This is a genomic window from Specibacter sp. NPDC057265, assembly GCF_042668835.1.
GTDB lineage: Bacteria > Actinomycetota > Actinomycetes > Actinomycetales > Micrococcaceae > Specibacter.
Window position 1 is genome coordinate 54,777 of record NZ_JBHUYE010000001.1, and the last position, 13,158, is coordinate 67,934.

At 66.2% G+C, this 13,158-nt stretch carries 13 protein-coding genes; all 13 read right to left on the bottom strand.

All coding sequences use genetic code 11. The features are described 5' to 3' along the window. Positions 1-60: 60 nt before the first annotated feature. Positions 61-1,368 (bottom strand): lytic transglycosylase domain-containing protein, encoded by a 1,308-nt coding sequence (locus tag ACFUCV_RS00255; protein WP_380810761.1) that lies wholly within the window; start codon positions 1,366-1,368, stop codon positions 61-63. A 96-nt stretch (positions 1,369-1,464) separates the two neighbouring features. Then, positions 1,465-1,992, bottom strand: coding sequence for a regulatory protein RecX (locus tag ACFUCV_RS00260; protein WP_380810763.1), 528 nt, complete (start codon positions 1,990-1,992; stop codon positions 1,465-1,467). Between the two features lie 10 nt (positions 1,993-2,002). Then, complete coding sequence (recA, locus tag ACFUCV_RS00265; protein ID WP_380810765.1) at positions 2,003-3,055, bottom strand: recombinase RecA; 1,053 nt, start codon at positions 3,053-3,055, stop codon at positions 2,003-2,005. A 253-nt stretch (positions 3,056-3,308) separates the two neighbouring features. After that, entirely contained in the window at positions 3,309-3,530 is a 222-nt protein-coding gene (locus ACFUCV_RS00270; RefSeq protein WP_380810767.1) for a DUF3046 domain-containing protein, read from the bottom strand. Between the two features lie 127 nt (positions 3,531-3,657). Further along, positions 3,658-4,098 (bottom strand): helix-turn-helix domain-containing protein, encoded by a 441-nt coding sequence (locus ACFUCV_RS00275; RefSeq protein WP_380810769.1) that lies wholly within the window; start codon positions 4,096-4,098, stop codon positions 3,658-3,660. 146 nt (positions 4,099-4,244) lie between these two features. Then, positions 4,245-4,739 carry a CinA family protein gene (locus ACFUCV_RS00280; protein ID WP_380810771.1) on the bottom strand — a complete coding sequence of 165 codons (495 nt, stop codon included), beginning with the start codon at positions 4,737-4,739 and terminating at the stop codon, positions 4,245-4,247. A 9-nt stretch (positions 4,740-4,748) separates the two neighbouring features. Next, positions 4,749-5,345 carry a CDP-diacylglycerol--glycerol-3-phosphate 3-phosphatidyltransferase gene (gene pgsA, locus ACFUCV_RS00285; protein WP_380811436.1) on the bottom strand — a complete coding sequence of 199 codons (597 nt, stop codon included), beginning with the start codon at positions 5,343-5,345 and terminating at the stop codon, positions 4,749-4,751. A gap of 61 nt (positions 5,346-5,406) precedes the next feature. Continuing rightward, positions 5,407-8,325 (bottom strand): DNA translocase FtsK 4TM domain-containing protein, encoded by a 2,919-nt coding sequence (locus tag ACFUCV_RS00290; RefSeq protein ID WP_380810773.1) that lies wholly within the window; start codon positions 8,323-8,325, stop codon positions 5,407-5,409. A 114-nt stretch (positions 8,326-8,439) separates the two neighbouring features. Further along, on the bottom strand, positions 8,440-10,131 hold the full coding sequence (locus ACFUCV_RS00295) for a ribonuclease J (protein WP_380810775.1): 1,692 nt from the start codon (positions 10,129-10,131) through the stop codon (positions 8,440-8,442). Then, positions 10,128-11,039 (bottom strand): 4-hydroxy-tetrahydrodipicolinate synthase, encoded by a 912-nt coding sequence (dapA, locus tag ACFUCV_RS00300; protein WP_380810777.1) that lies wholly within the window; start codon positions 11,037-11,039, stop codon positions 10,128-10,130. Before dapA ends, ACFUCV_RS00295 begins: the two co-directional genes overlap by 4 nt. A gap of 73 nt (positions 11,040-11,112) precedes the next feature. Further along, positions 11,113-11,907 (bottom strand): alpha/beta fold hydrolase, encoded by a 795-nt coding sequence (locus tag ACFUCV_RS00305; RefSeq protein ID WP_380810779.1) that lies wholly within the window; start codon positions 11,905-11,907, stop codon positions 11,113-11,115. 4 nt (positions 11,908-11,911) lie between these two features. Further along, entirely contained in the window at positions 11,912-12,388 is a 477-nt protein-coding gene (locus tag ACFUCV_RS00310) for a hypothetical protein (protein ID WP_380810781.1), read from the bottom strand. Positions 12,389-12,392: 4 nt separating this feature from the next. Next, positions 12,393-13,151: a 4-hydroxy-tetrahydrodipicolinate reductase gene (gene dapB, locus ACFUCV_RS00315; RefSeq protein WP_380810783.1), complete on the bottom strand. Its 759-nt coding sequence runs from the start codon at positions 13,149-13,151 to the stop codon at positions 12,393-12,395. Between the last annotated feature and the right edge of the window lie 7 nt (positions 13,152-13,158).

Below are 13,158 nucleotides of genomic sequence, written 5' to 3' on the forward strand. Positions count from 1 at the left end.
ACAGCATGGCCCGGGACGGGGGCAACACGCCGACGGACGGGACGCAAAACCCAGCCGGCGTCAGTACCAGCCCACGCTTTGGGAGTGCTGCCAGGCCCCGCAGGGCGAACCGTAACGGTTTTGAATGTAACCCAAGCCCCACTCAATTTGGGTGCGGTAGTTGCTGAGCCAGTCACTTCCCGCCACGGCATATTTGCTGGGCGGCAGGGCCTGGGCAATGCCATATGCCCCGCTGTACGGATTGGTGGCATTGGTCCGCCAATTTGATTCGCGCTCCCAGAGCTGGTTCAGGCAGGAGAACTCACCGGCGGCCCAGCCGTAAGCCGGCAGCCGTGACTGGGCATGGTTTTTTGCACCGGCAGGGTCATTGACGGCGCCTCCGGGAATGTTGGGCAGCAGCACATCCACGGGGATGTAGCCGCCGCCGGGGGCGGGGTCCACCGGGGCAGGGGCGGGGGCCGGGTTGGGCAGCACGGGCGCCACGGGCGCAGCTGTCCCGGGTTTGGGAGCGGCGGTGGCCGCAGCCACCGGTGCCGCTGGTTCGACGGCCCGGCGGGCGTTCTCCTCGGCCGCCCGGCGCTTGGCTTCCTGTCCCTGGTTGTAGGCCGCGATGGCTTCCTTGCCCGCACGGTACTGGGCCTCCACGGCCGCCGAGGTGTTGTTCAGCACCGCGAACTGGGCGAGCAGGGTGGAGCTTTGTTTTTGTTGGGCGGCCAACTGCCCCGTCACTGCCTGCTGCGCGGCGACGGCTGCATCACGGCCGGCCTGGGCGGCCAGCGTCAATTCCGTTTGCGCGGCCAGCGCCTTCCCTCGGCTTTCCTCCAGCGCCGCAGAGGCTGTCATGGCTTCGGTGGCGCGGGACTGCTTGAGAGCTGCCTGCTCCCCCAACTGCTGCAGCAGGAACATGGCATTGATGTTCTCCGGAGACTCCAGCGCAGCAACTGCCGTAAAGACTCCCAGACCGGCACCGCCGGCCTTGTAGTTTTGCACGGCGGCGGCCACGGCCTCCTTTTTATGGCCTGCGGCCGCATCGGCGGCCTGTCGCGTCTGGGCATTGAGCAGCTCCACCTCGGCGGTGGCGGCAACAAGCTTTGCCTCGGTCAGCGCATAGTCGGCACCGGCGGCAACAGCCGCGGTGCCCAATTTCTCGGCATCGTTGTCCAGGGAGTTCAAAAGTGCCGTGATCTTCTCCACGCCGGCCGCCGTGGCGCCGGCGTCCCCCTTGGCCCGTTCCACGTCGCTCCAGGACGGAAAGCCCGACGGCGGCTCCTCCAGGGCTGCCGCGGGCGGGCCCGCCAGGGCGGCGCACAGCAGCAGACCGGCAGTGAGGGCCGGGAGATGGCGAAGGGACGGTCGTTGCGTGCGCATATGCCGCCAGCATAGCGTTTTTTGTCAGCTGAGGGTGCATTGTCCCGCCCGGGCGCAGCGCACCGCCCGGTTGAAACGGGCCCGGCTTCGGATCTGTCAGCTGCTGCCGGCCTGCTGGTCGATCACTTCAGCCACAATGCCATAGGCCAGGGAGGGGTTGAAGCCCTTGCGCGCCAGCATGGCCACCCAGCGGCGCGTGTATTTGTCCCGCTCGGCCCGGTCGGTGAGGTCCATGGCCGGGCGGATCTTGCGCTCCACCAGTTCTTGGGCCTGCGCACGTTCAAGGTCGTCGCTGACTTGTTCAAGGGCTGCCTCCGCCACCTCAGCGGCAATGCCCTTCTCGGCCAGTTCCCGTCGGAGCGCCCCGCGGGCCAGGGACTTGTACAGCGAGCGGGTCCTGACCCATTCCTGGGCAAATTCGGCATCGTCCACCAGCTTGACCAGCTCAAACCGGTCCAGGACCGCCTGCGCCACATCCGCGGGGATGTGGCGCTCGCTGAGTTTCTGCTCCAGCTGGTGGCGGCTCTTGGGCGCATGGGTGAGCTGTGCCAGCACAATGGAGCGTGCCACTGCCGCCGGGTTCGCGTCAGGGTCCAGTTCCGGTGCCGGCCGTCCCGATCTCATGCCGGCCGCCTCAGAAGCCGTCGACGGTCTTGAGCTTGGGCGCTTCCTCGCTCGCCTCCTCAGGAGCTGCCCCGACTCCCAGTTTTTCCTTGATGAGGCGTTCGAGCTCTTCGGCCAGCTCCGGATTGTCCTTCAGGAAACGGCGTGAATTCTCCATGCCCTGACCCAGCTGGTCCCCGTCGTAGGTGTACCAGGAACCGGACTTGCGGATGATGCCGTGCTCCACACCCATGTCGATGATGCCGCCTTCACGGGAAATGCCAACACCGTAAATGATGTCGAACTCAGCAATCTTGAACGGCGGCGCCATCTTGTTTTTGACCACCTTTGCCTTGGTGCGGTTACCTACGGCATCCGCACCCTCCTTCAGCGTCTGAATGCGGCGCACATCAATGCGGACGGAGGCGTAGAACTTCAGCGCCTTGCCACCGGTGGTTGTTTCGGGGCTGCCGAAGAACACGCCGATCTTTTCACGCAGCTGGTTGATGAAGATGGCTGTGGTCTTGGTCTGGCTCAACCGGCCCGTGATCTTGCGCAGCGCCTGGCTCATCAGACGTGCCTGCAGGCCCACGTGGGAGTCACCCATGTCACCTTCAATTTCCGCACGCGGCACAAGCGCTGCAACGGAGTCAATGACAATGACGTCCAAGGAGCCGGAACCAATGAGCATGTCCATGATTTCCAGGGCCTGCTCGCCGGTGTCGGGCTGGGAGACCAGCAGGGCGTCAACGTCCACGCCCAGCTTGCCCGCGTAGTCGGGATCCAAGGCGTGCTCGGCATCGATAAAGGCCGCAAGGCCGCCCAGCTTCTGGGCGCTGGCCACTGCGTGCAGGGCCAGGGTGGTCTTGCCGGAGGACTCAGGTCCATAAATCTCCACCACGCGGCCGCGGGGCAGGCCACCTATGCCCAGGGCCACATCCAGGGCAATGGAGCCGGTGGGGATTACTTCGATGGGGGCCCGGATGTCGTCACCCAGGCGCATGACTGAGCCTTTGCCGAACTGCTTGTCAATTTGCGCCAGTGCTGCTGCCAGCGCTTTTTCACGGTCTGCGGGAGCGGCCATGGTTCACCTCGGTCTTTCCATTGTGCCGTTTCCAGCCATCGCCCGGATGCGGGCGGCTGTGACGCGGCAATTGTCGGTGTTGCTTTACTTGCTACCTCAAACGCTAGTTCAAGGGTCTGACAAAGTCGCCGGCTGCGGCACTGCCAGGGGGAAACTGTGGAGAACTTCCTTGACCGCCTGCTTGGACCATCAGTCAAAGTATAGTACGGATCGAACAAATATTCGAACCATTAAATTGGCAACCGCGCGGCGGCTAGCCCTTGGGGGCAATGTCACGTCCCAACCACCGCTCCGGCGGCACGTCCTGGACCCGGCAGACCTCCAGCCAAATCTCCTTGGGGTCGTATCCCGCGCGCAACGCATCGCTGGCGGTGTTCCCGCCCACGCCCGTCAGCACCAGCCCGCGGGCCAACACCCGGGAATAGGAGGGGCTGAACTCATCGTCCATCAATCGCCAAAATTCACTGGTTCGCACTTGTTTATTCTCGCACGCCCGCCCGGGGACGCGCCTTCGGCGGCCGGTGCAGGATTAAAAAATGCACGGGCCCCCTTGTCACAACGGGACCCGTGCATGCCCGGGGAACACACCCCTGGAGCGGAAGTTAGAAGGCGTTGGACATTAAGCCCTTGTTTAGTTCATCGGAGAGCTCCACTGAAATGTCACGGCCATAGCGGGCTGAGAATTCATGCGGAACCGTGTCCGGGACGGCCACGCCTTCGGCGACGGCCAGACGGTCGCTCACCTCACGGAGCATGAGCGACAACGGTACATCCAGGGCCGAGCAGATGGAGGAGAGCAGTTCTGAAGAAGCTTCCTTCTGCCCACGTTCCACCTCACTCAAATAACCCAGTGAGACACGTGCATTGTGGGAGACTTCGCGGAGCGTGCGGCCTTGACGTTGACGAACATCACGAAGAACATCACCAATTTCGTGACGGAGCACCACCATTTTGCGCTCCTTGGGCTGATGGGGTTGTTCGTCTGCCAAACCCACATCCCGCCAGCGCACTACGCCGTTTACGGATACGGGTTGTTTCACCATCGGATTTCGCCTTACTCCTCGTTCAATCACTGTCGGAACGGCCCATTGTCCGGAAAATGCCTTCATCCCGGAGCAGCCTTGCCCGCTTGGTGTTCCCATCCTAAAGGGATGGAAGCACTTTGCGTTCACTATGACTAACTAACTCGCTACAAGTTTTGTTCCCCGGCGGCTTTTATGACCTGCTCCAGCAGCGAGATGGCCTCCTGCGCGGCCTGCAGACGGATCATTTCCCGGTCGCCGCCAAAATGGTATTCGTAGGCCTGCGCCTCGCCGTCCAGGGCGACGCCAATGAAGACGGTGCCCACCTGCTTGCCCTGGTGCGGTTCCGGGCCGGCCACACCGGTGGTCGAGATGCCCACCCTGGAGCCGACGGCGTTGCACACGCCCAAAGCCATGGCGGAGGCAACGGCCGGATCCACTGCGCCCCGGGTGCGCAGCAGTTCCGCCGGGACCCCCAGCAGTTGGGCCTTGACTGAATTCTGATAGGCCACCACGCCGCCCTGGAGCATGCCCGAGGCGCCGGGCACCTGGGCCAGGCTCGCCGAGACCATGCCGGCTGTCAACGATTCGGCCACTGAAACGGTGATGTTGGCTTCGACGGCGGCCGCGACAAGGGCGGCCAAGGCAGGTTCAGCCCACATGATGGTTCCTCAACTTTCCTGGGTCCGGCGTGCAGCCACTCCGGCATTGCGCAGCGCCACGGCCTTGATGACATAGTCAGCACCCGTGACCAGCGTGACGGCCAGCGCCAGCAGCATCAGAGCCAGCGCCACCACCGACAGCCAGGGCAGGGCCGGGGTGACGGGCAGCAGGAACACAAAGATGGCCAGCGTCTGCAGCACGGTTTTCAACTTCCCTCCCTTGGAAGCGGCCATCACGCCGTAGCGGATCACCACAAAGCGCATCAGTGTAATGCCCACCTCGCGCACCAGCATCAGGATGGTCACCCACCACCAGAGTTCGCCCACGGCCGAGAGCAGAATCAAGGCCGAACCAATGAGCAGCTTGTCCGCTATGGGATCGGCGATCTTGCCGAAGTTGGTGACAATGCCGCGCGCACGGGCAATGTCGCCGTCGAGCTTGTCGGTGTAGATGGCCACCACAAAGAGGGCCACCGCCAGCCAGCGCAGCGGGCCGTACGCGCCGCCGTCGGCAAGGAAGGACCAGATGAAGAAGGGGACCAGCACAATGCGCAAAAGCGTCAGGGCGTTGGGCAGGTTCCAATTGGACGGGCGCGGCGCCACCATTTCACTCACTTTTCTAGGCTAGCGGCAAAATGGCCCGCAGCTGCACAGCCCGGCGTCCGCCCTAGCGTCCGGTCAACGACCATGCGTCCTCACCGCCGGCATCGTCGTCGTCGTCGTGGTACTGCACGGCTTCGGGACGGGCGGCCAGGTCCTCGGCCACCGCGTCACCGCCCCAGCCGTGGTTGGCATTGGCGTTTTCGGCCAGCGCCTCGGTGAGGGGATCGAAGGCGGGGGCAGCCGGCGCGCCCGCGGCAGGGGCGGCACCGGGGCCCGCCGGCGCCGCTCCGTCGCCCCGGATCGCGGCCAGTGTTTCGGCCAGGTCGTCAGGCTTGACCAGCACATCGCGGGCCTTGGAACCCTCCGAGGGACCCACCACGCCGCGGGACTCGAGCAGGTCCATCAAACGCCCGGCCTTGGCAAACCCCACCCGCAGCTTGCGTTGGAGCATGGAGGTGGAACCGAATTGCGTGGTGACCACCAGCTCCGTGGCCTGCAACAACACATCCATGTCATCGCCAATGTCATCCTCGAGGACCTTCTTGGGCGCCTCGGCCGCCACATCGTCCCGGTAGCTGGCCTTGAGCTGGCCCTTGACGTGATCCACCACCGCCTTGATTTCAGCTTCCGTCACCCAGGCGCCCTGCACACGCACCGGCTTGGACTTGCCCATCGGCAAAAACAGGGCGTCGCCCTGGCCCAGCAGCTTCTCGGCCCCGGGCTGGTCCAGGACCACGCGCGAATCCGTGACGGAGGAGGTGGCAAACGCCATGCGTGAGGGCACATTGGCCTTGATCAGGCCCGTGACCACATCCACGGAGGGGCGCTGGGTGGCCAGCACCAGGTGGATGCCGGCGGCACGGGCCAGCTGGGTGATGCGGACAATGGAATCCTCCACATCGCGCGGGGCCACCATCATCAGGTCGGCCAGCTCGTCCACAATGACCAGCAAATAGGGATACGGCTTCATGACCCGCTTGGAATCCACCGGCGGGTGCACGCTGCCGGCCTTCACGGCCTTGTTGAATTCATCAATGTGCTTGAAGCCAAAGTTGGCCAGATCGTCATAGCGGGTGTCCATTTCCCGCACCACCCATTGCAGCGCCTCGGCGGCCTTCTTCGGGTTGGTGATGATGGGGGTGATCAGGTGCGGCACGCCTTCGTAGGCGGTCAATTCCACCCGTTTGGGGTCCACCATGACCATGCGCACCTCGTCCGGGGTGGCGCGCATCAGGATCGAAACAATCATGGAGTTCACAAAGGAGGACTTGCCGGCTCCCGTGGCGCCTGCCACCAAAAGGTGCGGCATCTTGGCCAGGTTCGCCACCACGAAGCCGCCTTCGACGTCCTTGCCCACGCCCATGACCATGGGGTGCTCGGTGCGTCGGGCGTTGGCCGAACGCAGCACGTCCCCCAGGACCACAATCTCCTTGTCGGCATTGGGAATTTCAATGCCAATGGCGCTCTTGCCGGGAATGGGGCTGAGGATGCGCACATCCGAGGACGCCACGGCGTAGGAGATGTTCTTGCTCAGGGCCGTGACCCGCTCCACCTTCGTTCCGGGCGCCAGCTCAATTTCATAGCGCGTCACGGTGGGGCCGCGGCTGAAGCCCGTCACTGCGGCATCCACATTGAACTGCTGCAGGGTGTCGGTCAGTGCGGCCACCACTGAATCATTGGCGGCCGTGGCGTCCTTGCCGGGCGGACCGGCGGGCAGGTACTCCGAATCCGGCAGGGTGTAGGTCACGTCCCCGGAGAGCTGCAGCTGCTCCGAGCGGGCCGGGATGGGCGGCGGCGGGGTCATGGGCGGGGCCGGAATGTTCCGGGCCACAGCCAGGCTCCTGGCCGCGGCGCCCAGCATGTGGGGGGTCACCACACCAATGGCCTCCGTGGCGGCTTCCTGCCCCCCTGCGGCCTCGTCGTCGTAGACGGTGGTGGGCAGCCCCTGCCGGGCCTTGATTTTGTCAGCCGCCAGTTCATCGCGGGTGGGCCGGCGGGTTCCGGGACGCAGCGCGGGGGCGTTCGACGCCGCCAGGGGCGTGCCGTCGTCGTCCAACTCCACGAGCGGGGTGGCGAAGGCCTCGGTTCCCGGCCCGTCCTCATACTCAAGCGCCTCCCGGGCGGCCTCCTCACGGGCCGCCTTTTGCCGGGCCCGCAGGCTGCGGGGCTTTTTCGCCGGGGCCGGCTCCCCGTACAGGTAGCTTTGGTCATGGTCCTGCGGGGAGTCCTGGTCCAGGGGGGCCGCCTGTGTGCCGGGGGCACCCATGAGCTGCTCGTAAATGCCGCGCAGCCGGCTGGGAATGTGGCGCACGGGCGTGTTGCTGAGCACCAGCACACTGGCGAAGGCCATGAGGGAGAAGAACAGCATGGCCACCACGGTGCCAAGTTTGGCCACCAGGCTGCCGCTGAGGGCACCCACCATGCCGCCGGCCACGCTGAGGCCGGCAAAACCGTCGGATATGTTGGGGTTGCCGGCAGCCACATGGGCCAGGGAGCAGCCGGCCAGCGTCATGATGGCAAAGCCCAGTGCCACCCGGTTGTTGCTGGACATGTTGCTGGGCTGGCGGAAGACCAAAACGGAGAACACCAGCAGCATGGGCGGCAGCAGCGCCGCAAACCAGCCAAAGGTTCCCTGCACCACGCCCTGCACGGCATCGGCGGCGGGGCCGCTCAGACCCCACCACTGGAAGGTGGCAATGACAAAGGCCAAGGCAATAAAAAGCAGCCCGGCGCCGTCGCGGCGCTCCTGGGCGGGCATGTGGCTTTTATCGGTGCCCATGCGCCGCACGGCTGCGCCCACCAGGTGCGCCAACCCCTGCCAAAAGGCCACCGCCATGCGGGCAGGCCAAACAAGCACCGGCTCCGGCGCCACCGGGGCGGATTTAGTGCGCGGGGCCGGCAGCTTGGCAGTCTTGGGGGCGCGCGCGGTGGCGGCGCCCTTTTGACTGGCGGACTGACGGGCGGGAGAAGTACGAGTCGCCATGCTTCAACGGTACCGCCCGGGCCGCCCTAATGGGCGGATTTGCCGTCCCAAGCGGCCGTGGTGGAGCGCACCGGCGAAGCTGCAGGCCCGCGGCGCCCGCTGCGGGGGCCGGCCCTAGGCCTCCAACACCACCGGGATGATCATGGGTTTGCGGCGCAGGGTGCGGTTGGCCCAGGTGCCCACCACGCGGCGGACCACCTGCTGCAGCTGGCCGGTGGTGTGCCCGGGGTTGGCCACGAGGGCCTCCTGCAGGGCAGCGGCGACGGGCGGCAGTATTTGGTTGAAAACGTCCTCCCCCTCGGCCACCCCGCGGGCGTGGATGTCGGGACCGGTGACGATTTGGCCCGTGGCGCGGTTGACCACCGTGATGACGGAAATGAAGCCCTCCCCGGCGAGCACCCGCCGGTCCTTGAGGTCGTCCTCGGTGACTTGGCCCACGCTTTGCCCGTCAACGTACACCAGCGCGCATTCCACCTGCCCGGTGATCCGGGCCACGCCGCCGGCAAGATCAATGACCGAGCCGTCCTCGCTGAGGATCACCCGTTCGGCAGGCACCCCCGAGGCCATGGCAAGTTCGGCGTTTGCCAGCAGGTGCCGGGTCTCGCCGTGGACGGGCATGACATTGCGGGGCTTGAGGATGTTGTAGCAGTACAGGAGTTCCCCGGCTGCCGCATGGCCGGAGACATGGACCTTGGCCGTGCCCTTGTGAATGACCTGGGCGCCGCGCTTGAGCAAGCCGTTGATGATTTTATAGACCGCGTTTTCATTCCCCGGGATCAGGGAGGAAGCCAAAATGACCGTGTCTTGGGGACCTACGGAAATCTTGTGCGCGCCGGTGGCCATGCGGGACAGCGCGGCCATGGGCTCGCCCTGCGAACCGGTGCTCATGAGCACCAGCTGCTCATCGGGCAGCCCGGCGGCGTCCTTCACATCCACCACCACGCCCCCGGGCACGTGCAGGTAGCCCAGCCGGTCCGCAATCTCCATGTTGCGCACCATGGAGCGGCCCACATACGCCACCTTGCGCCCGTGGGCGGCCGCGGCGTTGAGGACCTGCTGGACGCGGTGGATGTGGGAGGAAAAGCTGGCCACAATGATGCGGCGCCCGGCTTTGGCAAACAAGGCCTCCAGGGTGGGCCCGATCTCGGACTCGCTGGTGGTGAAACCGGGAACGTCGGCGTTGGTGGAGTCGACGAGGAAAAGGTCCACCCCTTCCTCGCCCAGGCGGGCCAGGTGGCGCAGGTCGGTGAGGCGGCCGTCAAGGGGCAGCTGATCCATTTTAAAGTCGCCCGTGTGGAGCACCGTGCCGGCGGCAGTGCGCAGGAAGACGGCCAGCGCGTCCGGAATCGAGTGGTTCACTGCCACAAATTCACACTCGAAGGGGCCCAGCTGCGCCACCTGGCCCTCGGTAACGGTGCGCAGCACCGGGGCGATGCCGTGCTCGGCCAGTTTCGCCTCCACCAGCGCCAAGGTCAGGCGCGAGCCTATCAGCGGCAGCTCCGGGCGCAGCCGCAGCAAATAGGGCACGGCCCCAATGTGGTCCTCGTGGCCGTGGGTGAGGACCACCCCCACCACGTCCTGGAGCCGGTGCGCCAGGTAGGAGAAGTCCGGCAGGATGACGTCGACGCCGGGCTGGTCCTCTTCCGGGAACAGGACCCCGCAGTCCACGATCAGCAGCTTCCGGTCAATTTCAAAAACCGTCATGTTGCGGCCAATTTCACCAATGCCGCCCAGCGGCACAATGCGCAGGGTGCCAGGGGCCAGCGGCACAGGCGTGCGCAGACCGGATGCCGCGTCAAAGGTCATGCGGAGAAGTCCAGGCCAGCTTCCGCCAGATCGGCCCGGATCAGGGCAAGCTCGGCCTCCCCGGCCTCCACCAGCGGCAGGCGCACAGCCGGGTTGGACAGCACGCCCTGCCAGTTGAGGATTTGTTTCACGGCAACTGCCCCCTGCACGTGGCCCATGGTGGCGCGGATGATGGGGTCAAGTTCAAAGTGGATGCGGCGGGCGGCGGCAAAGTCACCGGCGGCTGCGGCGTCAATGAGGGCCCGGAATGCCGGCGCCGCGACGTGGGCACTGACACTGACCAGGCCCACGGCACCGGCTGCCATCAGCGGCAGCGTCAATCCGTCGTCGCCGGAATAGACGTCCAGATCCGTATTGGCCATGACGCGGGTGGTTGCAGCGAAGTCGGCCTTGGCGTCCTTCAGGGCCACAATGCGCGGATGGTCGGCGAGGCGGATGATGGTCTCGGTGCTGATGGGCACACCGGCGCGGCCGGGAATGTCATAGAGCATCACCGGCAGCCCGGTGGAGTCCGCAATGGCCTCGAAGTGGGCGGCAATGCCTGCCTGGCTGGGCTTGTTGTAGTACGGGGTGACAATCAGCAGACCGTCAATGTCCAGCTTGGCCGCCCGTTGGGACAGGCTGATGGAGTGGGCCGTGTCATTGGTTCCGGTGCCGGCAATGACGCGTGCCCGCCCGCCCACGGCATCCACCACGGCGGCAAACATGCCAAGGTTTTCCGCATCCGTCAAGGTGGAGGTTTCCCCCGTGGTCCCGGTCACCAAGATGCCGTCGCAGCCGTCATCGACGAGTTTATTGGCCAGTTCCCCCGCGGCCTGGTAGTCCACTGCCCCGTCGGCAGTGAAGGGCGTGACCATTGCAGGGGTCAGGGTTCCAAAGGGGCGGGGGGAAAGTTCAGTGGCAGACATGCTTAAAACGTTACCCGTTGTTGGCGCAATTTTTGCAACCGCGGGTGCCCGGTGCCCGCCGGCCGCCGTCAACTCACGTCTCACACCGCTGCAGAAACGGCAGCCACCGGGCCAACACCGGCTCCGGCGGCACCAGGGTGCTGCCGTGGCTGCGGCCGGGCAGTGCCACAAACCGGGCCCGGGGCATGATGGCTGCGGCACGGCGCGAGTCTTCCCAGCAGCGCAGGTCCCGCGAACCTGCCATCAGCAGCGCCGGCACGTCCATCCTGGCCAGGGCGTCCTCGGACACGGCCGGATCGCTTTGTGTCTGGGCCATGTAGGCGCGCAGGGCGGCGGCGTCATTGGCCAAAAACGCCGCCCGGGTGTTGCCGTCGAGCGCCTGCCCCAGCCGGGCCTCCCAGCCGGCCACAAAGGCGGGCATCCCCCCGCTTGCCAGCGCCTGGTCGTACCCGGGGAAAAACAAGGCCGCCAGGCTGCCGGGCTCAATCCGGTAGCTGCCGCCGAGGGAAGTGAAGGAGCGGATCCGCTCCGGTGCCGCCGCAGCGAGGGCGAACCCCAGCCTGGCCCCCACCGAATAGCCGCCGTAATGCACCACCGGAGCCTGCGCCGCGTCCAGCACGGCCAGGACGTCCGCGGCCAGCGTGTCCATGGTGTAGCTGGCGGCGTGGTGGGGTTTGCCGCTGCGGCCGTGGCCGCGCAGGTCCATGGTGATCACGCGGTGGCTGTGCTGGAAGGCGCGGGTGTAGCCAAAGCCGCGCCAAATGGCCTTGCTCAGGGCGCTGCCGTGGACCAGCAGCAGGGGTGTGCCCTCCCCCACCGCGTCCCAGCGCAGTTCCACCCCGTCGCGGGGGTTCGTGGCCACGGGCATCGGCTCAGCCGCCGGCGCGGAACAGTGCGACGGCGTCGCGCATGGCCTTGCGGGCCCGGCTGCGGTCACCTGCCGCGTCGTAGGCGCAGGAGAGCCGGAACCAGGAACGCCAGTCCTGGGGCGCCGCTTCGGCCTCCACCTTGTACTTCTCAAAGGCCGCATCGGCGGCGGCGCGTACGATCCGCCCGCCGGGGGTCCGTGGCAGGTCATCGACGGGCAGGCCGCCCTCGGACGCCAGGATCCCTGCCATCTTTTCGGTTCTGGCACCAAAGAGCAGCTCGCTGACCAGGGCCCAGGCCGCCACCAGGGGAATGAGCAGGTACGCGGCACCCAAAAGCTTCGCCACCGGGTCCGCATCGCCGAGCAGCAGCACGGCACGCTGCATCATGACCACCAGGTAAAACACCAGCAACAAGGTGATCAGGGCCACCCACAGCTTGGTTTTGGAGAACTTTCTGTCCTTGCCTGCGGCAGTTGACATCCCCTCAGCCCTCCAGGTCAAGGTAGCCGTCCAGGCCCACCGTGAGTCCGGGCCTGCCGGTGACTGTCCGCACGCCCAGCAGCACCCCGGGCATGAAGGATTCGTGGTTGAAGGAGTCGTGGCGGATGGTCAGGGCCTCCCCGTGGCTGCCCAGCAGCACTTCCTGGTGGGCCACGAGGCCGGCCAGGCGGACGCTGTGCACGGGGATGCCGTGGACGTTGGCTCCGCGGGCGCCGTCGAGCCCGCCCTCGGTGGCGTCCGGGGCTGCGGGCACGCCGGCGTCCTGGCGGGCGGCGGCGAGCAGTTCCGCGGTGCGCAGGGCCGTGCCGGAAGGCGCGTCCACCTTGCGCGGGTGGTGCAGTTCCACAATTTCCACTGATTCAAAGTAGCGTGCGGCCTGGGCGGCGAAACGTGTGGCCAGCACGGAGCCGAGGGCGAAGTTGGGGGCTATGAGCACCCCGGATTTGGGCGTGTGCGTCAAAAGTTCCGCCAGCGCCGCCAGCCGGGACGCGTCCCAGCCGGTGGTGCCCACCACCGCGTGCATGCCGTGGCGGAGGGCAAAGTGGACGTTTGCTTCGGTGGCGTCGGGAACCGTGAGGTCAACCACCACGTCCACCTGCCGTTGGATCAAAATGTCCAGGGAATCGTGGCGCCCCAGCGCGGCGACCAGCTCCAGGTCATCCGCGGCGTCAAGGGCCGCGGTGGCGGCCGTTCCCATTCGTCCCTTGGCGCCCAAAACGGCGACCCTCAGCTTTTCACTCATGCCTTTT

Coding starts and splice junctions, on each gene's coding strand:
- pgsA (WP_380811436.1), bottom strand. CDS start 5,345: ATGGTGGCGCCGCGCCCGTCCAATTGGAACCTGCCCAACGCCCTGACG.
- dapB (WP_380810783.1), bottom strand. CDS start 13,151: ATGAGTGAAAAGCTGAGGGTCGCCGTTTTGGGCGCCAAGGGACGAATG.
- recA (WP_380810765.1), bottom strand. CDS start 3,055: ATGGCCGCTCCCGCAGACCGTGAAAAAGCGCTGGCAGCAGCACTGGCG.
- ACFUCV_RS00295 (WP_380810775.1), bottom strand. CDS start 10,131: ATGACCTTTGACGCGGCATCCGGTCTGCGCACGCCTGTGCCGCTGGCC.
- ACFUCV_RS00305 (WP_380810779.1), bottom strand. CDS start 11,907: ATGCCCGTGGCCACGAACCCCCGCGACGGGGTGGAACTGCGCTGGGAC.
- ACFUCV_RS00290 (WP_380810773.1), bottom strand. CDS start 8,325: ATGGCGACTCGTACTTCTCCCGCCCGTCAGTCCGCCAGTCAAAAGGGC.
- ACFUCV_RS00260 (WP_380810763.1), bottom strand. CDS start 1,992: ATGAGATCGGGACGGCCGGCACCGGAACTGGACCCTGACGCGAACCCG.
- ACFUCV_RS00255 (WP_380810761.1), bottom strand. CDS start 1,368: ATGCGCACGCAACGACCGTCCCTTCGCCATCTCCCGGCCCTCACTGCC.
- dapA (WP_380810777.1), bottom strand. CDS start 11,039: ATGTCTGCCACTGAACTTTCCCCCCGCCCCTTTGGAACCCTGACCCCT.
- ACFUCV_RS00275 (WP_380810769.1), bottom strand. CDS start 4,098: ATGGTGAAACAACCCGTATCCGTAAACGGCGTAGTGCGCTGGCGGGAT.
- ACFUCV_RS00310 (WP_380810781.1), bottom strand. CDS start 12,388: ATGTCAACTGCCGCAGGCAAGGACAGAAAGTTCTCCAAAACCAAGCTG.
- ACFUCV_RS00280 (WP_380810771.1), bottom strand. CDS start 4,739: ATGTGGGCTGAACCTGCCTTGGCCGCCCTTGTCGCGGCCGCCGTCGAA.